21 protein-coding genes are annotated in these 22,993 nt (G+C 53.3%); 14 read left to right on the top strand and 7 right to left on the bottom strand.

What is annotated here, in order from left to right; translation table 11 throughout:
• Positions 1-165 precede the first annotated feature (165 nt).
• Both O0S09_RS06000 and O0S09_RS05995 read right to left on the bottom strand, forming a co-directional pair.
• Positions 166-1,359 carry an inorganic phosphate transporter gene (locus tag O0S09_RS06000; RefSeq protein ID WP_268923063.1) on the bottom strand — a complete coding sequence of 398 codons (1,194 nt, stop codon included), beginning with the start codon at positions 1,357-1,359 and terminating at the stop codon, positions 166-168.
• Between the two features lie 5 nt (positions 1,360-1,364).
• Complete coding sequence (locus tag O0S09_RS05995) at positions 1,365-1,994, bottom strand: DUF47 domain-containing protein (RefSeq protein ID WP_268923062.1); 630 nt, start codon at positions 1,992-1,994, stop codon at positions 1,365-1,367.
• A gap of 131 nt (positions 1,995-2,125) precedes the next feature.
• Between O0S09_RS05995 and O0S09_RS05990 the strand changes: the two genes are divergently transcribed.
• From O0S09_RS05990 to O0S09_RS05960, 7 genes are all read left to right on the top strand, one after another.
• Positions 2,126-2,731, top strand: a complete 606-nt coding sequence (locus O0S09_RS05990) for a DNA-3-methyladenine glycosylase family protein (RefSeq protein ID WP_268923060.1) — start codon at positions 2,126-2,128, stop codon at positions 2,729-2,731.
• Positions 2,732-2,865: 134 nt separating this feature from the next.
• Positions 2,866-3,321, top strand: a complete 456-nt coding sequence (locus O0S09_RS05985; RefSeq protein ID WP_268923059.1) for a pyridoxamine 5'-phosphate oxidase family protein — start codon at positions 2,866-2,868, stop codon at positions 3,319-3,321.
• Between the two features lies 1 nt (position 3,322).
• The gene (locus O0S09_RS05980; protein ID WP_268923058.1) at positions 3,323-4,366 is read left to right on the top strand and encodes an NAD(P)/FAD-dependent oxidoreductase; all 1,044 of its coding nucleotides are present in this window, start codon (positions 3,323-3,325) and stop codon (positions 4,364-4,366) included.
• A gap of 25 nt (positions 4,367-4,391) precedes the next feature.
• Entirely contained in the window at positions 4,392-4,880 is a 489-nt protein-coding gene (locus O0S09_RS05975; protein ID WP_268923057.1) for a GNAT family N-acetyltransferase, read from the top strand.
• Positions 4,881-4,949: 69 nt separating this feature from the next.
• The gene (locus tag O0S09_RS05970) at positions 4,950-6,161 is read left to right on the top strand and encodes a bifunctional 5,6,7,8-tetrahydromethanopterin hydro-lyase/3-hexulose-6-phosphate synthase (RefSeq protein WP_268923056.1); all 1,212 of its coding nucleotides are present in this window, start codon (positions 4,950-4,952) and stop codon (positions 6,159-6,161) included.
• A 276-nt stretch (positions 6,162-6,437) separates the two neighbouring features.
• On the top strand, positions 6,438-7,898 hold the full coding sequence (metX, locus tag O0S09_RS05965) for a homoserine O-acetyltransferase MetX (protein WP_277612913.1): 1,461 nt from the start codon (positions 6,438-6,440) through the stop codon (positions 7,896-7,898).
• Between the two features lie 30 nt (positions 7,899-7,928).
• Positions 7,929-8,417, top strand: a complete 489-nt coding sequence (locus tag O0S09_RS05960; protein WP_268923055.1) for a threonyl-tRNA synthetase editing domain-containing protein — start codon at positions 7,929-7,931, stop codon at positions 8,415-8,417.
• Positions 8,418-8,683: 266 nt separating this feature from the next.
• On the opposite strand, the gene O0S09_RS05955 is transcribed toward O0S09_RS05960, so the two are convergent.
• Positions 8,684-8,932, bottom strand: a complete 249-nt coding sequence (locus tag O0S09_RS05955) for a pro-sigmaK processing inhibitor BofA family protein (RefSeq protein WP_268923054.1) — start codon at positions 8,930-8,932, stop codon at positions 8,684-8,686.
• Between the two features lie 353 nt (positions 8,933-9,285).
• Entirely contained in the window at positions 9,286-10,509 is a 1,224-nt protein-coding gene (locus O0S09_RS05950) for an FprA family A-type flavoprotein (RefSeq protein ID WP_268923053.1), read from the bottom strand.
• A gap of 327 nt (positions 10,510-10,836) precedes the next feature.
• On the opposite strand from O0S09_RS05950, the gene fae reads away from it, so the two are divergent.
• A complete protein-coding gene (fae, locus tag O0S09_RS05945) occupies positions 10,837-11,382 on the top strand; it encodes a formaldehyde-activating enzyme (RefSeq protein ID WP_277612912.1) in 546 nt (181 codons plus the stop codon).
• Between the two features lie 126 nt (positions 11,383-11,508).
• The gene (msvR, locus tag O0S09_RS05940; protein ID WP_268923052.1) at positions 11,509-12,318 is read left to right on the top strand and encodes a transcriptional factor MsvR; all 810 of its coding nucleotides are present in this window, start codon (positions 11,509-11,511) and stop codon (positions 12,316-12,318) included.
• A gap of 14 nt (positions 12,319-12,332) precedes the next feature.
• Here the strand turns inward: msvR and O0S09_RS05935 are convergent, their stop codons facing one another.
• The gene (locus tag O0S09_RS05935) at positions 12,333-13,661 is read right to left on the bottom strand and encodes a hypothetical protein (RefSeq protein WP_268923051.1); all 1,329 of its coding nucleotides are present in this window, start codon (positions 13,659-13,661) and stop codon (positions 12,333-12,335) included.
• Between the two features lie 97 nt (positions 13,662-13,758).
• Here O0S09_RS05935 and endA point away from each other — a divergent pair, with 97 nt between their 5' ends.
• The 4 genes from endA to pheT are packed head-to-tail and all read left to right on the top strand — an operon-like array spanning position 13,759 to position 19,110.
• The gene (gene endA, locus O0S09_RS05930; protein ID WP_268923050.1) at positions 13,759-14,790 is read left to right on the top strand and encodes a tRNA-intron lyase; all 1,032 of its coding nucleotides are present in this window, start codon (positions 13,759-13,761) and stop codon (positions 14,788-14,790) included.
• Between the two features lie 20 nt (positions 14,791-14,810).
• Complete coding sequence (locus O0S09_RS05925; RefSeq protein WP_268923049.1) at positions 14,811-16,067, top strand: tryptophan--tRNA ligase; 1,257 nt, start codon at positions 14,811-14,813, stop codon at positions 16,065-16,067.
• A gap of 2 nt (positions 16,068-16,069) precedes the next feature.
• On the top strand, positions 16,070-17,494 hold the full coding sequence (pheS, locus tag O0S09_RS05920; protein ID WP_268923048.1) for a phenylalanine--tRNA ligase subunit alpha: 1,425 nt from the start codon (positions 16,070-16,072) through the stop codon (positions 17,492-17,494).
• 2 nt (positions 17,495-17,496) lie between these two features.
• Entirely contained in the window at positions 17,497-19,110 is a 1,614-nt protein-coding gene (pheT, locus tag O0S09_RS05915) for a phenylalanine--tRNA ligase subunit beta (protein ID WP_268923047.1), read from the top strand.
• A 133-nt stretch (positions 19,111-19,243) separates the two neighbouring features.
• On the opposite strand, the gene metG is transcribed toward pheT, so the two are convergent.
• Entirely contained in the window at positions 19,244-21,271 is a 2,028-nt protein-coding gene (gene metG / locus O0S09_RS05910; RefSeq protein WP_268923046.1) for a methionine--tRNA ligase, read from the bottom strand.
• Between the two features lie 145 nt (positions 21,272-21,416).
• On the opposite strand from metG, the gene O0S09_RS05905 reads away from it, so the two are divergent.
• Entirely contained in the window at positions 21,417-22,541 is a 1,125-nt protein-coding gene (locus O0S09_RS05905) for a type IV pilin domain-containing protein (protein WP_268923045.1), read from the top strand.
• A 134-nt stretch (positions 22,542-22,675) separates the two neighbouring features.
• Here O0S09_RS05905 and O0S09_RS05900 read toward each other — a convergent pair.
• On the bottom strand, positions 22,676-22,993 hold a 318-nt coding region (locus tag O0S09_RS05900), incomplete at its 5' end, for a hypothetical protein (RefSeq protein WP_268923044.1).

Below are 22,993 nucleotides of genomic sequence, written 5' to 3'. Positions count from 1 at the left end.
TCTCTGGATGAGAGAAAGATAAGCAATATGGATGACGAAATACCAAAACCCGGACTGATGTATATTGTGCTGATGATTGTCGCCATCGGCTGTGTCGTGTACGGGATCTCACTGATGTTTTAAAAGAAGGGAAGCGGGATTCCGCTTTCCGGAAAAGGATTCGGGTTAAAACCCGAACACCAGCCGGGCGGCAAGGTAACAGATGCCGGAGACTGCTGCGGCTGCGGGAATAGTTAAGATCCAGGCGGTTACCATCTGGCGGACTGCTCCCCACCGCACCGCACCGGCTCCCCGCGTCACGCCGGTTCCCATGATGGTTCCGGTTGCAACGTGTGTTGTTGAGACCGGAACACCAAACATGGTCATAAAGGATAATACCATCCCGCCGGACATTGACGCGGAAAATCCCTGATAGGGACGGATACGGGTAATGCCCGTGCCCATCTTTTTGATAACCTTCCAGCCGCCGGACAAAAGACCAAGAGCAATCGCAAGAGCCGACAGTACAATTACCCACATGGGAAGTTCTGCATCGGCCGTTACAAATCCTGCGGCGATCAGAATTGCGATGATGATACCCATTGCGTTCTGGGCGTCATTGCCGCCAAGACTCATCGCCTGAAAACCGGAACCCACAATCTGCGCACGCTGGAACCATTTGTTCATCTTCGTCGGGTGTTTGGCACTTGCCATGATTTTGGTTAAAATGGTGGTGAAGATGTAGGAGACGATCAGGCCGAGCATCGGCGAGACACAGATAAAGAGCAGGATGGCAAGCAGCCCTTTAATGACGAACAGATCCAGAATCATCAGGATGGGAATCGTCACAACTGCCCCGGCCGCTGCCCCGAGGATTGCATAGAACTTCAGGGAGTCCCTGAAGACTGCTGCAAGAACTGCCATGATACCTGCACCGAGAACTGCACCGCAGGCAAGATAGACAACGGTCCATCCGACAAGCTCCGGCGCAGGCCAGAACACGGCGGAGATTCCTCCCGCGGCAAGACCCGCCCCCATCAGGCCGCCGACAAGGGCGTGTGATGAGGATACCGGAATGCCGTAGTGCGAACAGGCGTTCACCCACAGCACTGCACCGATGAGTCCGATAAAAAGAAGTACCGGCGTGAAGATACCGGGATCAACAATACCTTTTCCAATAGTTTTTGCAACTGCGGTTGAGTAGATAAAAGGACCGGCAAGACAACAGACAGATGCGATCAGAATTGCAGTCCGGGGTGCAAGCGCCCGCGTTGCAATAACGGTTGCCACCGTGTTGGATGCGTCGTTTCTTCCGTTGGAAAAGTTGAACGCAAGCGCGATCACAATGCCTGCGATGATAATAACCGTGTTCGCGTCCATTGCACTCACGTGTGACGGATCAGAATTGCGGCAAACACATCGGCCACATCTTCACATTTGTCGGTAGCAATCTCAAAGTGCTCATAGATGTCCTTGAGTTTGATGATCTCGACAGGGTCTTTTGTCTTGAACAGACTGTACAGGGCATTGGAAAGGATGTCATCTCCCTGATTTTCCAGGCGGTTGATCTCAATGCAGCATCCCTTGATGGTTTCGGGATCGTTCAGCGTGCGGAGACCGGCAACGCCGGTACGGATCTCTTCTGCCGCCTGACGGATCACCGAGGCAAACTCAACCATGAACGTGTCGGGTTTCTCGATTTCGTAGATCAGGAGCATGTTGGCTCCCGAGTCGATGAAGTCGATCACATCATCAAGAGCGGTAACCAGCCGGGAGATCTCTTCCGGCTCAATTGGTGTGATGAACGTCCGGTTCAGTTCGTCATATGCCCGGTGCGCCATTGCGTCGCCCCGGTGCTCAAGATCTTTCATCTGCCGGTATTTTTCCTGAATATTGGTGTAGTCGGCAAAGATATTTACTAAAAGATCCGCTGCTTCGCAGACAATCTCCGCCTGCTCTTCGAACAGTTCAAAAAAGAATTTATCCTGCGGGACCACCCAGCTTTTCAACCCCATCCTCTCGTAACCTCTTTACAGATACATAGTAAGGAATGTTACATGAATCTTTGCCTTTGCAGGGCGTTGCGGGGAGCATTTTTCCGAGCCGAATACTACTTATTCCCTCTGTGTCCATATCTGACTCAATCATGCAGTATTTCCCTTACGGCACAATGGAAACCGAGGCTCTGAAGGCAGCAGATCCAATTCTCGGAGCTGCAATTGACCGGCTCGGGCACCCCGACCGGCCGCTGATGCCGGATCTTTTTACCGCTCTTGTCAACTGTGTGATCGCCCAGCAGATTTCCACCAAAGCAGCCGAGACGGTGTATGGCCGGGTGGTTGACCGGTGCGGCGGGGCCGTAACCCCCGAACAGATCGCCCGGTTCTCCGAAGAGGAGATTCAGTCACTTGGTATGTCACGGAGAAAGGCAGGGTACATCCGGGGCATTGCTTTCGCTTTTGTTTCAGGGCAGATTGATGCCCGGAAACTGCGGGAGGCTGATGAGGATCGGATCATCAGAGAGCTTACTGCGCTGCCGGGGATCGGTATCTGGACTGCCGAGATGCTGATGCTTCACTCCCTGCAGCATCCGGACATCTGCAGCTGGCATGATCTTGGGATACGGCGGGGAATGATGCGGCTGTATGGGATGGAGACGGTTTCAAAGAAAGAGTTTGAGGAACTGCGCCGCCGCTATTCCCCGTACGGAAGTGTTGCTTCGATCTATCTCTGGGCACTCGCACATCAATAGCTGTGCCCGGTTCCTCTACCGTAAACCACAGTAGCCAACACATAGTATTGATATATTTTTCAAAACAACTGTGTTTTTTGTGACTTTCGTCCATTATTAATACTTCATCATCCTACAACGTACCCATGAGACCTATGAGGAGGAAAGCATCCCAGCTCCCGGAGAGTGATGCACGGGATATTCTGCAAAACGGTATCTGGGGAACGCTTGCAACGGCAGACAGCGGCGGACAGCCCTATGCGGTTCCTATGAACTATGTTTTGCGGGGAAACACCCTGTATCTTCACTCCGCAGTGGAAGGACATAAGATCGACAATCTGCGCGAAAATCCGCTTGTATCCTTTTTAGTTGTTACAACAGCAGAGGTTCTTCCCGATCGGTTTGACATGGCCTACCGATCCGTGGTGGTGTTTGGAACAGCACGGTTTGTCGGGGATACAACAGAAAAACAGACTGCCCTTGAAGCCCTGATGGAGAAATACTCGCCGGCATTCCATGACAGGGCGATGGAGTACATCAGCCGCAACATCGGCAGAACTGCCGTTATTGCAGTGGATATCAGTGATCTCAGCGCAAAGACTGGACAGTAACATGTATGATGTAGTCATCGCGGGAGCAGGACCTGCCGGCTGCATCACCGCAAAACTCCTGGCCGACTCAGGATACTCTGTTCTGATTGCTGATAAGACGGTGATGCCCAGACAAAAATCCTGTTCCGGCATTCTGATCCAGAAATCCGTCGGAATCCTTGAACATACGTTCGGAAAGATCCCCCGGGCGGTGTATGCCGAGCCGCATCTGAACAAAGGTATGATCCTGACTACCGATACCGGCATGAAAATCCCGGTTGAGGGACTTTGCCTCAGTATCTGGCGCAGCCTCCTTGACTACTGGATGGTACTGGAGGCGGCTGATGCCGGTGCAGTGTTTCTTGAAGAAACACCGGTCATCGGATTTGTTGAGAAAAAAGATCACGTTGCAGTCCGGCTCGGCGGAAAATCCGCGTCCGGACTGTCGGCGAGGGTCCTTGCCGGATGTGACGGACCTGCCGGAACCGTTCGCAGGAAACTCCGGAAAAAACCGGGAGACTGTATCACCACCTACCAGGTTTATGCCAAAGGGGAAATTGATCTCGATCCTGCATACTTCCACACGTTTCTGCAGCCTGAGCTTTCCGATTATGATGCATGGTGTATGGTCAAAGATAACTACATCATTACCGGTGTCGGTGTTCATCATGCACCGGATGCAGGCAGATATCATAAAAAATTTCTCGCGTACCTCGCAGAAAATCACCATGCACGGCTTTCCGCTCCTGAGTTTGAGGAGCGATGGCTGCTTCCCCGCATAACACCGGAAAATCCGGTTGACAAAGGGGAGGGGAGAGTATTTCTTGCGGGGGATGCGGCAAATATGCTCAATCCGCTGGGTGAGGGTATATCCAGTGCTTTGGTAAGCGGCAGTGCATTTGCCGATGCATTTATGCGTGCCGCAGAGCCGGGGGAGAAACCGGACCCCGTACGTCTCCGTACCATGTATGAGACCAGTCTTTCCCCTACCATTGACCACATGTACCGGCAGTGGCGGCTGCTTGCCGCAATATCCCCGAAGTTTGCCTATCTGAGGGATATCTAAAAAAATCCCGGAACAAATACTATGTATGGATTCGCTGTGTCTGCGGTTTGCAGTTCCCGGTGATGTTCCCCGGATACTGGGATTTATCCGCGAACTCGCCGAGTATGAACATATGGAGAATGAGGTTGTGGCAACCGAGGAGCTTCTTCATGAATGGCTGTTTGTCAGACGAAAGGCAGAGGTTCTGATAGGGGAGAGTGACGGAACGGCAGTCGGGTTTGCGCTGTTCTTCCATAACTTTTCCACGTTTCTCGGGCGGGCGGGAATATACTTGGAGGATCTGTATGTGAGACCGGAGTTCCGCGGACGCGGAATCGGGAAAGCGTTTCTTGCGCGACTTGCCGCAGTTGCAGTGGAGCGCGGATGCGGCAGACTTGAATGGTGGTGTCTGGACTGGAACCGTCCGAGTATCGATTTTTATCTCGCGCTCGGCGCTGAGCCGATGAGTGACTGGACGGTGTACCGCGTCTGCGGCAACACGTTATCAGAGCTGGCAGAAAAGGACAGGCTGTAACCTGACAGGGAGGAGAAGCCACGTCGTCTTTATAGTCTTGCAAGACCAACGGTACTGCAGAGATTTTCTATGTTTTTGATTGGTGAAGCACTCGTTGGCGATGGGGCAGAACTTGCTCACATCGATCTTATGATCGGCGACAAGATGGGACCGGTCGGAACCGCTTTTGCAAACGGTCTGACCCAGCTTTCCGCCGGACACACGCCGCTGCTTGGCGTTATCCGCCCGAACCTTCTGCCAAAACCGGCAGTCCTGATTGTTCCGAAGGTTACGCTGAAGCACACGGAGCAGGTAACCCAGATCTTCGGCCCCGCACAGGCCGCAGTATCCAAGGCGGTTGCCGATGCTCTTGAGGACGGCGTTTTTACCGGTATGGATGTTGATGATGTGGTAATTGTTGCAAGCGTTTTCATCTCTCCGGAGGCAGCGGACTTCAACAAGCTCTACCGCTTCAACTACGGAGCAACCCGCCTTGCACTTTCCCGTGCGCTTGACAAGTTCCCAGACACGGCAACCGTTCTCAAGGAGAAGGACCGGGCAGCCCATGGTGTTATGGGATTCAAGGTTCAGCGGCTCTGGAACCCGCCGTATCTGCAGGTCGCGATGGATCTGGTTGATATGAAACAGGTGGAGCGTGTGCTGCGTGAGGTTCCGCAGAATGATCATGTCATCTTTGAGGCGGGAACGCCGCTCATCAAACAGTTCGGTTTACACGTTATTGGTGAGATCCGCAAGATCCGCCCGAACTGTTTCATTGTTGCAGATTTAAAGACGCTGGATACCGGCAACCTGGAGGCACGTATGGTTTCCAACGCCGGCGGCGATGCAGCAGTGGTCTCCGGTCTTGCACCGGTTGAGACGATTGCAGCATTCATTAAGGAAGCAAAGAAGTGCGGTATCTATGCGATCATCGATATGCTGAATGTGGCAGAGCCGGCAAAACTGATCGAGAACCTTGCAAAGATGGGCGGCGCTGCGCTTCTTCCGCAGTATGTGGAGATGCACCGCGCAATCGATAAGGAGGCAAGCGGTGAGTACAGCTGGGGCGACATCAAGAAGATCAAGGCGGTTGCCGCAAAGTACAATGCAAAGATTCTGGTTGCAACCGCCGGTGGTATCCGCGTGCCGGTTGTCAAGAAGGCAATCGCCGCAGGTGCGGATGTTGTGGTGGTCGGACGCGCTATTACGGCAAGCAAAGATATCAAGAATGCGGCTGAGTCCTTCCTTGCAGAGCTTGACTCCGAAGAGATCGATCAGTTCCGTGTGATGACGGATTTCTAAACCGATTCCATTTTTTCTTTTTTTCAAAGAGTTGCTTTTTGCAAAGGTCTCCTTACGGCTTTTTCCGGATGGAGTTTTGGTTGTGCCTGGAGAAAACCCAGAACCCCTGTTCACAGGTGTTCTGCCAAAAAACAATACTTTAAACATTCCTCCGCCCAATAATCACAGTGTGAATTTACGGGACAGTGAACGCGAGACGACGTGCAGTGTTTCGGAGTGAGGTTTTTCCAGAATGCGATCAATGAATACTACTATCCCCCGGAGGGAGGAGTGGTGATGAGAGGTTCCGTCGGCGACACGACAACCCAGTATCACCGGCTTGCCGCCCCCCTGCATCTTGAGTCCGGGGCTGTCCTGCACGGAGTGACAATTGCCTACGAGCAGTACGGTGCATCCCCGTCTCTTGGAAATACGATTCTCGTCTGTCATGCACTTTCAGGAGATGCCCATGCGGCAGGCATGCACAGAGGTGATAAGCATCCGGGATGGTGGGACGGTATCATCGGTCCCGGAAAAGCGCTTGATACCGATCGCTACTGTATCATTGCAACGAATGTGATTGGCGGGTGCAAAGGTTCCACCGGCCCGGCCTCGATAAATCCGGAGACCGGTGCACCGTACGGTACGGATTTTCCGGTGGTAACCATCCGAGATATGGTTGCAGCGCAGCACCAGTTTCTGATCGAGCGCGGGATTACCGAGCTCTATGCGGTTGTCGGCGGATCAATGGGCGGAATGCAGGCACTGACCTGGAGCGTGACGTTCCCCGGATTTGCCCGCCGGGTTGTTGCAATTGCGGCTGCGGGGTATTCAACCCCGATGCACATTGCCTTTGGTGCGGTGGGCCGGGCGGCAATCATGACCGATCCTGCGTGGAAAGGCGGACGCTATCCGGCAAACGAGCGCCCCGATCATGGTCTGTCGCTTGCGCGGATGATCGCCCACATTACGTATCTGTCGGATCAGTCGATGCACAAGAAGTTCGGGCGCACCCTGCAGGAGAAGACCGAGTATGGATACGGGTTTGAGACCGAGTTCAGTGTGGAAAGCTATCTGAAGCATCAGGGGAGCAGTTTTGTGCAGCGGTTTGATCCGAATTCCTATCTCTACATCACCAAAGCCATTGATTACTATGATCTGACCAGAAACGGATCGCTCAGTGAAGGGTTTGCCAATGCCGATGCGAAGTTTCTGATTCTGTCGGTGTCCACCGACTGGCTGTATCCGCCGTATCTTTCGGAGGAGATTGTGCTGGCATTAAACAGCACCGGAAAGGATGTGCAGTACACCGAGGTGATGTCCGGATACGGTCACGACGGGTTCCTTCTTGAGGATGATCAGATGAATTATCTCATCGGAAGGTTCCTGACACCACTTACCGTTGCCGATATTATGATCCGGGATCCTCCCGCCATATGCAGCTGCGCTACAATTCGTGCGACGGCGCAGGCGATGATTGAGCGTGAGGTCAATCATCTGCCGGTACTGCATCCAGACGGTACGCTTGAGGGGATTGTGACGTCCTGGGATATTGCAAAGGCGGTTGCGGGCGAGCATCTCATGCTCGCGGAAATTATGACGCGCGATGTTATCTGCGTGTCTGCTGCGGACACACTGCGGGAGGCGGCGCGGATTTTGGATCAGCATCACATCTCGGCGCTTCCGGTCGTGGAGAGCGGCCGGGTTGTCGGGATGCTCACCAGTGAGCAGCTCTCGAATATGGCGGAGAGGAACTGACGAAAGGGAACAAACGGAGAGGTACAAACGATGAAGATACTTGGCATTCACGCGGATCGCGTCTGGTATAAGATTACGAAGAAAACAAAGATGGCAGAACCGGAACCGGTCCCCGAGGATGAGATGACGGACTGCGTTCTGCTTTTCTGCTGTGTGGAAAAGTCTGATGAGATAAGTCCTGAGGCGACGGTCACTGCAACCGTGGAGAGTATTCTTGTACGGCTCGGACGGCTGAAGGCAAAACGGGTGATGCTGTTTCCGTATGCGCATCTTGCATCCGATCTTGGTTGTCCGGGGATTTCCCAGTGGATTTTACGGTCCATCCAGACGCGGCTTGCTGAGGATGGTATTGATACGAAACGCGCTGCATTCGGCTGGTACAAGGAGTTTGAGATCAAGAGCAAGGGGCATCCGATGGCAGATTTTTCCATGTCGATCTGCCCGTTTGCGGGCGGAGTCTGTGAAGGGGAGTGCTGCCCGAAAAAGCAGGAGCATCAGGAAGCTGCCTGCCATTCCTGATTTTTTTCCGTACGGCAGTGGTGACAGTATCCGCATTACATGGTTCTGTGATGCGGGTTTGAAAATGAAGTGCCGAACCCGGGGTTAATTCCAAAAATCTGAAAAGTCTCTTATTCTGGGATCAAAGATTACGAAACGACACAACAGGCCAACCGATGTGCTGAAGGTATGCGTTCCGTCTATTCAAGTATACGGAAGACGGAATACACAGGTATCAGGACTATTCCTTGGATCCACCCGGGGAAATGGCTGCAAAAAAAAAGATTTTAGATGACGATTCCAAAGAATGCGAGGATGATGAGGAGTGCGGCGCCGAGTATTCCGCCGACGGCGCAGACGATGACCTGGGCAACGGAGAGGTCTCCGATGGGAGCGAGGTTGAAGTACGAGACGATGAAGAGGATGACAACTCCGCACACGGCGTTGATGAGGAGTTTAAGTCCGTTCCTGAGGAAGAAGAAGAGAATTGCCGCGATTGCGATGGCGACAATGATCATGAGTATGGTTCCTATCATAAGTGGTATAGTGTTGGGAGAGGGAAGAGAAAAAATGTTGTGGTGGACTGCTGCCCTGATTTCCGTGCCTCTCACGGAAAACACAGGACGCATGCCTGCGGGCCGGAAATGTGATCTCCGAAGAACTGCGATTATCAGGAGATAAATTCAGGTACAGCTCCCGTTTGTCCGCAAGATTGATAACGGAATACGTAGAGAATACTATTGTAGTTGCGGGGAAGAGGGGAGTTCTGTCTCACACCTACGAAAATCCAATTGTTCTCTTTTCAGGTCTGTGGTAAGGGTTGTTTTCCGGAGGGAGAATCTGCCGCAATAAGCGTAAAAAAAGAAGATGCGGGAACGGATTCCCTGGCTTACGGCATCTTTTTGATCTCTTTTGCGATTTCCTGACCGAGTTTGAAGAACTTTTCCTTGTCTGTCTGGTCCGGACGGTAGGTGAACTCGACTGGGTCGTGCCAGATCTGAATGCCTGCTTTCTCCAGAAGTTCGGTGATGACTTTGGGCGCTCCGCCCTTGCCGCCGTTGGATCCGAAGGCAAATCCGATCTTCTTCTGGGTCTGTTTGCCCGGTCTGATTCCCATCAGATAGTACAGGAATCCTGCAACCGTCGGCAGCGGATAGTCTTCAAGGGTGGGAGAACCGACGATGACCGCTTTTGAGTCGAGAATGTCGCGGACGACATCGGATCTGTGGACACCCTCATAGCGTCCGTCTTTGAGGAGATCAACCTTGACCTCAACACCTTCGGAGATTGCTCCCTCGGCAATGTACTGGGCTGCAATGCCGGTTGAGTAGTGCATCGTGTCGTAGACGATGGTGATCTTGTTTTTGGATACACCGTTGGCCCAGTTGACGTAGGCGTTGATGATGTCTGCTGCGTGGCTTCTCCAGATGATACCGTGCGACGGTGCGATCATTTCGATCGGGACACCGAGTTCGGTGACTTCACCGAGTTTCTTGAGAACCTTCGGAGAAAGCGGGACGATCAGGTTTGCCACGAACTTTGCTGCGTGTTCCATGGCGACATCAATGCCGAGTTCGTCGTCGAAACGCTCACTGGATGCAACGTGCTGGCCGAATGCATCGTTCGGGAAGAGGATTTTGTCTTCACCGAGATAGGTAAACATGGAGTCGGGCCAGTGGAGGAACGGTGCCTCAAGGAACGTGAGAGTCTTGCCGCCGCCGAGCGGGAGATTCTCAAGGTTCTTGATGGTGTGGATGTTCCATGCGCTCGTGTCATAGTGGCGTGCAAATCCTTTCTTTGCGATCTCGGTCATGTAGATCGGGACATTTGGAAGCTTCTTGGAAAGAAGCGGGAGGGAACCGGAGTGGTCGATCTCGATGTGGTTTGCAACGATGTAGTCGATCTTTTCCAGCGGGAGAACAGATTCAATACGTTCAATCAGCTGCCACTCGTGTCCGGGATAGGTTCCGTCAATCAGTGCAACCTTGTCGCCGATGACGAGGTATGCGTTGTAGGTGGTTCCCGGAAGTGTGTAGCCGTGGTAGTCACGAATGTTCCAGTCAATGGCTCCTACCCAGTAGACGCCGTTCTTAATTTTTACTGCTTTTAACATGGTAATTTCCCCATCCCGGACAGCAGCAGGATACAAAGCCGCAGTGTCTGGTGGTTACTCACATATTTGTTCTTGATATTTAATACCTATTAGATTGCGGCACTTTTGTACCAGGTACATTTAGTTCAATTGACATACTAAATTTTACAGATAAATGCTGTTTTTTTGTGAAATTTCGTTTGTGATGCGATGACATCCGATTATAAAGGGTGGAAGTGGTGTCAAGCAGTTTCGTATCCCCGAAGAGCAAATATTTAAGCCGTCATCACCATATGAACAGATGAGCAGACCCGGAACGGATCTGACATCAGCCCGCGAGGTACCAATATGGGATTTTTACAAAGCGTTGACAATGCGGTCGGAGGAGCAATCTCTCCGTTTACCCGCGTAATGTTTGGAGAAGCACTGGTCGGTGAGGGTGCGGAAGTTGCCCACATCGATCTGGTGATCGGACCAAAGGGAAGTTCCGTAGAACAGGCCTTCGTAAGTGCGCTTGCTTCTCCGCAGAAAGGACATACGCCGCTTCTTGCGGTGGTCACTCCGAATCTGCCGCCAAAACCGGTAACACTAATGGTCAATAAAGTTACCATGAAAAACGCAGGCCAGGCAGTAATGATGTTCGGCCCCGCACAGCATGCGGTTGCAATGGCAGTTATGGATTCGGTTGAGGAGGGAGTTATTCCCAAAGAGAAGGCCGAGGATCTGCTGATCATTGCATCCGTTTTCATCGAGTGGGATGCGGCAGACAAGAAGAAGGTGCATGACTGGAACTATGAGGCAACAAAGCTTGCAATCAAGCGTGCCATTACCGGTGAGCCGAAGGTGGATGAGGTTCTAGCAAAGAAGAACGCGGCGGTCCATCCCTTCAACTAATCTTTTTTTCCGGTAGTTCACCAGTACTTTCTTTGCACCATCACGAACATTCTTATCTGTTCGCGGCAAATGATATCCCAATTAGGTTTTTCGAAAAAACAAACGCGAATAGCCGTGAAAAATACTATGTCAGATATAGATAATGCCCAGCATCTCAGACTGTTCTCCAGTGACGGTACGGTCACAGCGATAAGCAGTCCGGTCAGAAACAGTATCCTGTTTCTTATCCGTGATGAGGGCGAGGTCTCTTTTTCCCGGATTATGGAGTACACCGGTCTGTCCAAGTCAACGGTGTCGGTACATGTCAACTCTCTGATTGAGTCCGGACTTATTGCGTCCCGGGCGGTTCCGGGAGATGCCCGCAAAAAGATGTATTATCTGACTGCGTCACATCTTGCTGATATTCAGCCGTGCCGTCAGACCGGAAACAATGAGTTCCGTGAACTGATCCGCCAGTGCTATATCAAGTACGACAATGTTGACTACCGCCAGATTATTCCCCATATTATTCAGGTGGCGCTGATTGAGGCAGGGATCAGAATCGATCCAATCATGCTGCGGGGAGGCGAGATGCTGGGTGAATCGGTCTCGGTGTATCTGGTTGCAGAGACACTGGAAAAGACGATTGAGAATGTGATCAAGTTCTGGGTACGGTACGGGCTTGGGGATATGCGCATCCGTACCACCTCTCCGCTGCGGCTGGAGATTTACAAATGTTATGAGTGCATGGTGCTGCCGAAGACGGAACGCGGCTGCTGTGTTATTTCACGCGGAGTTCTGACAGCGATTTTTTCGGCATACTTTAAGCAGCCGGTGCATGTGGAGGAGGTGGAGTGCATGACGCAGGGGTATCCTGCCTGCTGTTTTGAGATCGAGGTGCCGAAAGGCTATCAGATGGAGCCGATAAAGATTCCGCCCCGCCCGGTATCATACTAAAAAAAGATTTTAAGTCAGTTTTTCTTTCCGCCTTTTTTTGCGGAGTTCTTTTTCACCGGTTCGGGTTCGGGTTTTCGGATCAGAAGGAAGTACGCTGCTCCGGCAAGAATAAGGATTATCACCGCGGCACCCGCAATCCACATGCCTGCCCATTCCGTTCCGGCAGAACCGGTCGGCACTGCCGTCGGGGTTCCGGTATCGGAAAGCGTGAGAAGAATGCCTTCGGCAGAACTGTCCATCATGACCCAGCCGACGAGTGCGGCGGAGCCTGCGGAGATGGATGCGATATCATTAAACATGGCGCGTTTGCCATTCTGGGATATTTTTTCAAGTTCAGTGATTGCACCGCCGACCGAAAGCGTCAGCCAGACCGGGTCGTCATAACCGTCCATTCCGGCAATGAGGTACCCGTCGCCGAACTGAACAACGGCGTAGGGAACGTAGCATCCGGGAAGTTCATTGACCCAGGCGTTGGTAAGGGTATCCGTGATGTGCGCTGCCCAGCCGAGACCGCCGGCCCAGGTTACGCCGAACGGCGGGTTGGAACCGACCACGAGGTAGCCTCCGTCCTGTGCACGGGTGATGGCGTATCCGCATGCACCTGCACCGTACATCGGATCAGCGCTGCCGGTCCGGATAATGCTCTGGCTCTGGACAACGCCGCCTCTGACTTTTGCAATCCAGGCATAGGCGCTTTCCTCGGTAAGATAGGAGGTGGTTCCACCGGTAAGAACGAGCGTGCCGTCATCCTCAAGAAGCATCGCAAGCGGAATCATGGATACAGTCTCGTTGCCGAGACGGATCTGGTCGTTGCCCGGAGCACCGGTTGAGAGCAGATATGTCTGGGTAAATCCGGTGTTGCTTTCCCAGAACCATCCGGCAAAGTGGATCACGTTTCCGGAGACGGCAATGTCTCCTGCACCGATCCCGGGTAATTTCTGCTGCCAGAGGATGCTGCCGCTTTTGTCAGTGCGGACAAGATAGGTGTCCCCGCCAAAGGTGTAGCCGGTCTCTTCAGAACCGTCAACGGTTCTAACGATCGTAGTGAGAACTGCTCCCCCGTCATCAAGAGCAATGAGGGTCCGAACGTCGTCACCGGGGAGGGATGACCGCCATATTTCCTTTCCCGCAGCATCGGTTTTCAGCAGAACGGCACCGGAGCTGTTGGCCATGCCGAGGAAGAAACCTCCGCCGTCTGCAGGTGCAACAGCTTCTGCATTAATATAGGTCCCGCCAAGCTGATAGGTCACGTTGAGATTCTCAACGGTGCCCGCGGAGGCTCCTCCGCAGCAGATGACTGCCGTCAGCAGTAGAACGAGAACTGCTTTTGCATATCGAATCATGTATAGTATGTTTTACGTTAGGGTATTAGTATGTTTGTGGCGGCCACCGGGAAGAAGACACCCCTTTAATGATTCCATAAAACAAACCTATACCCGCGTGAAGGCACAATTCGATGGCACACAGGTTCTGGCACCGCCGGAGGCAAAGGTTTTCTACGAGCAGAACGGTTACGGCCGCGTGGAAAAAACCGGAAACCTCCGGCTTGCCGTCGTGGAAGCCCTCTACCTTATAGCGCGCGGAAAGATTCAGATCGACGACTGGTCCTTTGACTCTCTTCTTGCCGAAAGTGCTGTATCACCCGGATTTCTCCGCAAATTCACGGTCTATCGTGATATCCGCGAACGCGGGTTTGTTATCACCACAGGACCCCAGGATTTCCGGGTCTTCCCCCGCGGTCAGCGGCCGGGACACGGGCAGTCAAAGTATCTGCTCCGTGTCTTGTCGGAACGCGATATGGTGGATCTCTCGGTTGTTCTCCGCGAGGCACAGACCGCGGCAAACATGCGCAAGCAGTTCCTGCTTGCCGTGGTTGATGATGAACACGAACTGACCTATTACGAGATACGGATTACCCGCCCCGCTGCAAAAGAGGGGGCAGTTTCTCCCTCGGCAGAGACAGAGAGCCTGCCGGATATTTCGGCAATCTTAGCAGGGACGCCTGCCTATGTTGCGGAGGACGGGACCGGTATCACCAAAACACTCAAGGACAGCTGGTATGGTACGATGCTGGATGCAACCCGGCTGTTTCTGGCACCGGTAGAGGTCTGCTGGCTGCTGGAGTCCGGGAATCTCTCGCTCACTCCGGAGATGACCGCAGAGGAGTACGAGGCACACGCGGCAGCATATGATCCGGAGTTCGCGGACAAGATGACCGTGTACCGGTACTTCCGCGGCATCGGGTGGTCACCCCGGACCGGCTACAAGTACGGTCATCATTTCCGTGTGTACACCGAAGAGGGAAAACATTCCGAGATGCTGGTGCATGCCTGCGGACAGGAACATTCCATGCCGATGAGTGTTATTTCCCGGTCGGTCCGGCTCGCCCACAGTGTGAAAAAGAAGATGCTCTTTGCCTGTATGGATAAGGCGGATGTCACCTTCATCGAATTTGCCCGTATGAAACTATAACATAACCGATTGTGAGATTTATGGCAGAACAGATTAATCCCTGGTCCAGTACTCCCAAAATGGATATTAACCGGCTGATTGCCGATTTTGGTATTGAACCGTTTGCACCGGTCAAGGAAAAGATAGCTGACCAGCCGGTGTTTATCCGCCGCGATATTGTCGCTGGTCATCGCGGGTATGATGCGGTGGCGGATGCGATTGCCCAGAAGAAACCGTTCCATGTGCTGACAGGTTTTATGCCGAGCGGTCATCCCCACTTTGGTCACCTGATGGTCATGAAGGAGGTTGTCTGGCACATTCAGCAGGGAGGAAAAGGATTCATTTCCATGGCAGACCGCGAGGCGCATGCGGTCCGCGGTCTGTCCTGGGAGGCGTGCGACCGGTACGCCCGCGAGTATATGGAGTGTCTGTATGCGCTCGGATTTTCCGGTGAGATATATTCCCAGCGCCGCAACAATGCGTTAAAGGATCTCGCATTCGAGGCGGCGACGAAGGTGAACTTCTCGGAGCTTTCCGCAATTTACGGGTTCGGACCGGAGACGGAACTTGCCCATGCGGTCTCGGTTTCGATGCAGGTTGCAGATATTCTCTATCCCCAGCTGATCGCAGGAACAGCACCGACCGTTGTACCGGTAGGAATTGATCAGGACCCGCACATCCGGCTGACGCGTGATATTACGAACGCACTCCGGATGTTTCTGGTGGAGGATCGCGGTACCCATATCAGTATCCGTGTCAAGAATGCGCCGGAAGGGGCACTCGACGCGGTGGCAAAGCGGTTTGGCGGTGCAAAGAAGTATGAGGGACATATCGATCTGCCCGCCGGACATACTGCTGAGGAGGTCGATGCGGTTGTGCGGGAGGTTGAGCGTGAGTTCGGCGGTTTCGGGTTCCTGCTGCCGTCGGCAACCTACCACAGTTTCTTACAGGGACTGCAGGGCGGCAAGATGTCGTCGAGTGTTCCGGATAGTCTGGTCTGGTTTGATGATCCTGACAAGGATGTCAAAAAGAAGATTATGGGGGCACTTACCGGCGGACGACAGACGCTTGAGGAACAGAAGAAGCTCGGCGGCGAGCCGGAGAAGTGTTCGATCTATCAGCTGAACAGATTCCACATGCAGGATGATGACGCAGAGCTTGCGGAGATGTGCCGCGCCTGCAGGGCGGGAGAGCTGATGTGCGGAACCTGTAAGAAGGAGACGCTTGAGCGGGTCAGGACCTTCCTGCGGGAGTTCAAGGAGAAGCGCGACGAGGTTGCGCATATGGCGGAGTGGTAACTATGGATCTGACAATAAATGAAAAGCGTGTGCTTGCAAGTCTTGCGGAGATGAAGTCTGCGGATGCTGCGGCACTTGCGGAGAAATTACATGCCCCGGCGGAGGCCGTGGTGCAGTGGGCGCATCTCTGCGCCGACCGCGGTCTTGCAGTACTGGAGAAGAGTGTTGCAGAGACTGCGGTTCTGACCGAGGAAGGAAAGAAGTATGCGGCAGCCGGTCTTCCCGAACGGCAGGTTCTTGCAAGTATTCAGGGACCTACTCCGATGGGGGAGCTGACAAAGCATCCGTTATCGAAGATTGCAATCGGCTGGCTGCGCAAGAAGAACTGGATTGTCATCGACAAGGGGATCGTCACAGCTGCGGAAAATGTGCCGGAGGGCGAGGATGAAGCTGCACTGAAAAATCCTGTTGCAGGAACTGCGGGATGCAAAGAGCTGGTGAAACGCGGTCTCGCCGAGATCACAGAGACCGTGTCGTGGACGATCTCCCTCACGCCTGCGGGTGCGGATGTTGCCGCGGCGGGTCTTGACCTCCGCGAGGAGGTCGGAACGCTTTCCCGCGAACAGATTCTGTCCGGCGAGTGGAAGAGTCTGCCGCTGCGCCGTTACAGCGTGGACAAACTGCCGAAGAAGATCTACGGCGGACGGGTGCACCCGAACCAGCAGATCCTTGATGAGATTCGCGCACTGCTGTTCGAGATGGGATTTACGGAGTTCCACGGATCGATTGTGCAGAATGCGTTCTGGAACTTTGATTCCCTCTATCAGCCGCAGGACCACCCTGCCCGCGAGATGCAGGATACGTTCCATCTTGCAGAGGAGATTGATCTGCCAAAGGGATGGGAGAAGATCCGGGATATCCATATGACCGGCGGTGACACGGGGTCAACCGGATGGGGCGGTGAGTGGAGTCCGGAGATTGCACGCAAGTGTGTTCTGCGGACGCACAGTACCTCACTGTCCATTCAGCATCTGGCAAAGAATCCGAATCCGCCGGTGAAGGCGTTCTCCATCTCCCGGGTGTACCGCCGGGAGACGATCGATCCGACCCACCTGCCGGAGTTTGAGCAGCTGGAGGGAATCGTGATGGACAAAGATCTGACGTTTGGTCATCTGCTCGGATTTTTCAAGGAGTTCTTCGGCAGAATGGGCTTTGAGTCGGTGCGGTTCCGGCCCGGGTATTTCCCGTACACCGAACCGTCGGTGGAGCCGGAGGTCTGGGTTGACGGACTCGGCTGGGTAGAACTCGGCGGTGCCGGCGTGTTCCGCAAGGAGGTTACCGCTCCGTGGGGCATTGACTGTCCGGTTCTTGCCTGGGGACTGGGTGTGTCCCGTGTTTCGATGCTGCGGATGGGATTAAAAGATCTCCGCCAGCTGTACCGCAGTGATATTGACTGGATTCGTGCAACTCCGGTCAGGAGGGTGTGATTATGCCGGTGGTAAAACTCAATAATGCGTATCTGGAACGGCTGACGAAGACGGACATCACGACGATCCGGGATAATCTGCCGATGATGGGGTCCGAGGTTGAACGCGAGGAGGAGGATCAGACGGATGTGCAGTTCTTCCCGAACCGTCCCGATCTCTACAGTGCGGAGGGAACGGCGCGGGCGATGCGGGGATATCTCGGCATTGAGACGGGTCTTCCGACCTATACGGTAAAACCGTCCGGGATCTCGTTCACCGTTGATCCAAAACTTACCAATATTCGTCCGTATCTTGGGTCTGCGGTTATTCGTAATGTGCGTATGGACAATGCGATGATTGAGTCCCTGATGGGTCTTCAGGAGTCGCTGCACTGGGCGGTCGGGCGCGGACGCAAGAAGGTTGCAATCGGGGTACATGATCTCGATAAGATTGAGGGACCGTTCTCTTATGTGGCAGCCGAGCGGTCAACGACGTTTGTCCCGCTGGATTATGATGTTCCGATGACGATGGATCAGATTCTTGCGGAGCATCCGAAGGGAAAGGCATATGCAAAGATCGTTGAAGATTTGCCGCTGTTCCCGCTGATTCATGATGCGAAGGGACGAGTCTGTTCGTTCCCGCCGATCATCAACGGGGAGCTTACCCGGGTTACGGAGGATACGAGAAATATTCTGCTGGATGTTACCGGTATTGAGCCGCGCGCGGTGATGGTTGCGGTCAACATTATCTGTACGGCAATGACGGAGATGGGAGCTACGATTGAGTCAGTGAATGTAGACGGTACGGTTACGCCGACACTTGCCCCGACAGAGCGGATTGTTTCAGTTGCGGCATGCAATGCCCTGGTGGGCATTGCGATCACCGCGGAGGAGATGAAGGCCCTTCTTGAGCGTATGCGGTTCGGCGCGGAGGTTCTGGATGCGGATCGGGTCCGCGTGACGATTCCCTGTTATCGTGCAGATATTATGCATGATCATGATATCTATGAGGATGTGGCAATCGCCTACGGCTATGATAAGATTCCGGCAGGCCTGCCGCCGACGTTTACGGTCGGTAAGCCGCATCCTGTGCAGGAGGTGTATCATCTTGTGCGCGGAATTATGGTCGGTATGTCCTATATTGAGAATACACCGTTTACGCTGACGAGTGAGAAGGTGTCGTATGCGATGATGCACCGTCCGGAGAATCCTGCGGCGCTTCATGTGCTGCATCCGATCAGTGAGGATCAGACAATTATCCGGACGGATATTCTGCCGATGCTGATGGAGTCGCTGTCCATTAACCGGTCACGCGAGCTGCCGCAGAGAATTTTTGCCTGCGGTGATGTGGTGGAGAATCTGGTGACGTATCCGAAGATGGCGGCGGCTTCCATCCACACGGCGGCTGACTTTTCCGAGGTTTATGCGGTTGTCGATGCGTTCTGCCGGATGGCGGCTCTGTCGTATGAGGTCCGGGAGTCGGAAGATCCGGCGTTCCTTGACGGCAGACGCGGTGATGTGTATGTTGCGGGAAAGAAGGTCGGGGTGTTTGGGGAGATCAGTCCCGATGTGCTGACGGCGTTCGGTCTTGAACATCCGGTCGCGGCGTTTGAGATGGATCTGTCCGGTCTGATCTAACTCTTTTTTGCCGCATGCGTTTTTTTCCGGAAAATGCCGGCGGGTTCGTTTTTTGTGTGGCTGTTACCTGGAGGATACACGGAACACACAGAAAAAAGAAGAAAAATTTAGTGGTGTGATGCCACAAAAAATTTTAGTGGACTCTTGTTCCCGGCGCGACGTCCCGCAGCGGGATCAGGAGTGAGGCGGGTTCACCTGCGGCGAACAGCATGCCGTTGCTTTCTTCGCCCCGGAATTTTGCGGGTTTGAGGTTGACGATGACGACAATTTTTTTGCCGACCATTTCTTCGGGCGTGTAGTCCAGTGCAATACTGGAGATGATCTGACGGACTTCTTTGCCGACGTCCACCTGTAACCGCAGAAGTTTTTCGGTCTTGGGGACTTTTTCTGCTTTTACGACGAGACCTACGCGGAGGTCCAGTTTTGTTACGTCGTCGATTGTTACTATGTCTTCTAAGAATGGATCAATTTCTGCTTCCATGGTAGTTTTTCCTGCAGCTTTATTTTGTGCTTCGATGGCGCGTTTTGCCAGGGTTGCTTCAAGTTCTTCGCGCTGTTTGTCTTCGATTCTGGCAAACAGCGGTTTTACTTCGCCGAGTGTTGTGTTTTCGAAGGGGACGAGTGCGTCCTGTATCGAGTGGTCTTCGATCTTGTCCGTGTAACCGAGCATTCCCCAGAGTTTCTGGGCAGATTCGGGCATTGCCGGCTGGAGGAGGAGGGCGCAGGCTTTGACGATCTGCAGGCAGTTCTTCAGGACCTGGGCTGCTTTGGCAGGGTCTTCCTTGATCAGTTTCCAGGGGGCGGCGTTGGAGATGTAGCTGTTGCCGTAGCCTGCGAGAAGCAGGATGCCGTCGACTGCGGCTTTGAACTCAAAGGATCTCACCGATGCTTCGACGGAGTGCAGGGTCTTTGCGATTTCGTCGAAGATCTCCTGTTCTGCGGCAACTTCGGGGACGCCGCCGAGTTTTGTCCAGACGAGGGTCATGCTGCGGTTGGCAAAGTTGCCGAAGGTGTTGACGAGTTCGTTGTTGATGCGGGCCTGGAACTCTTTCCAGGAGAAGTCGAGTTCGCGGGTGTGGCTGGTGTAGGCGAGCAGGTAGTAGCGCAGGTAGTCTGCCGGGAGGCCTTTGTCGAGGTAGTCTTCTTTGGTCCAGACTACGTAGCCGCGCGATTTGGAGAATTTCTGGCCGTCGATGGTGACCATGCCGCTTGCGACGACGGCGGACGGGGGCTGGTAGCCTGCGCCGTGGAGCATTGCGGGCCAGAATACGCAGTGGTGGTAGATGATGTCAGAGCCGATGAAGTGTACGCGGTCGCCGTCGCACCAGTATTTCTGCCAGCTGCTGCCTGCGGCTTTGGCCCATTCTTCGGTGAAGGCGATGTAGCCGATCGGGGCGTCCACCCAGACGTAGGTGACAAGGCCTTCTGCGTCTTTGCCGGGGAATGCGACGCCCCAGTCCATCATCCGGGTGATGCACCAGTCTTTGAGTTCGTTTTCAACCCAGCCGATGGCGTAGTTCCGGGCGTTGATGGTTCCGCCGAGGGTCGGGAGGTAGGCAAGGAGGTAGTCGCGGAATTCGCTGAGTTTGAAGTAGTAGTGTTTCTGTTCGCGGAGTTCGGCTTTGGTTCCGCAGGTGGCACAGACGGGGTCGAGGATTTCTCCGGGTTCCAGGTGTCTGCCGCAGCCCTGGTCGCATTCGTCACCGCGTGCGTGTTTGCCGCAGTAGGGGCAGGTTCCTTCGACGTAGCGGTCGGGGAGGAAGCGTTTGCAGTTGGGGCAGTAGCTCTGCTGGATGGTTTTTTCGTAGATGTAGCCTTTTTCGATCAGGGTTTTGATGATGGAGGCGGTCCGGCGGTGGTTCGCCGGGTCGTCGGTCATGCCGAACCGGTCGAACCGGATTCCCATTTCTTTGAAGACTTCGTCGAAGTGTGCATGGTAGTATTCGGAGACGGCACGCGGGGTGGTGTGCTCGGCTTCGGCGGTGACGACGATGGGGGTTCCGTGGTTGTCGGAACCGCAGATGAAGACGATGTCATCGCCAAGCCGCCGCAGGTAGCGGACATAGAAGTCGCCGGGTATGTAGGTCCTCAGGTGGCCAAGGTGGCACAGACCGTTGGTATAGGGAAGACCACAGGTGACGACTGTCGGCTTATTGGTCATAGTGGTTAGTATTTGGCGTGGATGAGGTATTAGGGTTTGGAAGGGTCAGGGGTTTTTTCAGAGAGATAAAAAAAAACGCCGATGATTTTTTCACGGCAGGATATTCCCATCACCATTATATTTCCCGACCCCCTATGTATTTCCAATGACATCCTCTTCTTCCCCGCGTGATGCTGCGGTCTCGCCGATCATCGCAACTATCCTGCTCGTCGTGCTGACGGTGACGGTTATTGCGGTTGCGGCGGTCGTGGTGATCAATATTTCTGAGGGCTACGGGGATCAGAAGACGGTGGACATCCGCGTAACACCAGTTTCCGGGACAAATAATTTCTCAGTTGTGCTGACCGGCGGGGCGGATGCTGCGGAACTGACAAAGATCCAGGGAAGGCTTGAGGGGGGTGGGCAGATATCATCTCCGATTGAAAACCCGAAGGTGGGTCTGCCGGAGGAGCGGAAGCTTGAGAGTACGATCCCCGGCGAGGTGCTGCTGACGCTGATCGGGACGTTCGCGGACGGGACGGTGCAGACGGTATATCAGTCGCTGGTGAATGTGCAGGCGACCGGGTTTTCTCTGGGGAGTGCGGTGTATCCGGAGAGGCCGACGGTAGTGGGGACACAAGAGCCGGTTGTGGTTCGGGGGACGCTGACGATAACGGCGAAGGATCAGGTGATGACAAAAGATGATTTCGTCAAGAACATTAAAAACACCGAGTGGAAAATTCAGAAGGGGATAAGGTCAGCAGATCTTGTACAGGGGGACAAAATCTCTTCAGTGACGTTAACGTTGAAGGGGAAGGATATTGTGCCGTCAGATGCAGTGATTCAAAATGCTAATGGGGAATCGGTAGAGTATAAGGGTACTATCTATGTGAACGGGACGCTGACTGATACCGAAGATATCAGTACATATGTCACGGTGCCAGAGAAGGCTGAATCTATAGATTTCCTCAATATCTACTTTGAAGTTAAGTTTAATTTAGATCTTATGAATAAAGTACCTGGTGCATCTCATGTGGAGATTAATGTGAATTCTATTGTATACAATAGAGACAATCACGACAAGAATGAGATACCGGTTTCCACTTCTCTTAGATACAGTGAAAAATATATAACTGTATCTTATCGGGATGTTGACATTCCTTTCCAGTGGATCTTGAATGGATGGGTGATGACTCTCACTGTGAAGGATGCTATTGGCACTCCGCTTGCCAAAGCAACATATGATATTGATATAAAGGGTAATATCAGGAAACGATTATCTCCCGGATGATCGTAGATTTTACGAGTCATCCCTGAGGAGAAAAGTGATCTGCTCTTATTAAAAAATGGATGAATGCCAAAGAGCAATACAATCTCATCTTATTTTCTCTTTATGATCGTATTATAGAGCAGGAATTTTCTTTTTCAGGGAATTGTCCACACGCCAGGTACGTGACACACCATCATGGTTGAAATCCCCGCAGAATGTTTCTTGGAGTAAGCACGGAAATGTTTCTGATACTGATGTATCCAGTTCCCCGATGAAAAATGGAATCGGTATTTGATTTCCCTCCCAACACACAGAATTGTGATGCCATGACAAGAGGTCGTCAGTTTTTCGGAAATTTTTTTCAGGAACAGGGAACTAATTGAGTGTGGGATGCCACGAAAAAAGTTCGTCAGTTTTTTTCGGGAATTTTTTTGAAAATTGTTTGCGGGTTGAGCAGCGAGCGGGCAGGATGG

The sequence above is a fragment of the Methanocorpusculum vombati genome, from assembly GCF_026891935.1.
GTDB lineage: Archaea > Halobacteriota > Methanomicrobia > Methanomicrobiales > Methanocorpusculaceae > Methanocorpusculum > Methanocorpusculum vombati.
Note: the sequence above shows the minus strand (reverse complement) of the source record. Positions and strands in the feature narration are given on the sequence as shown.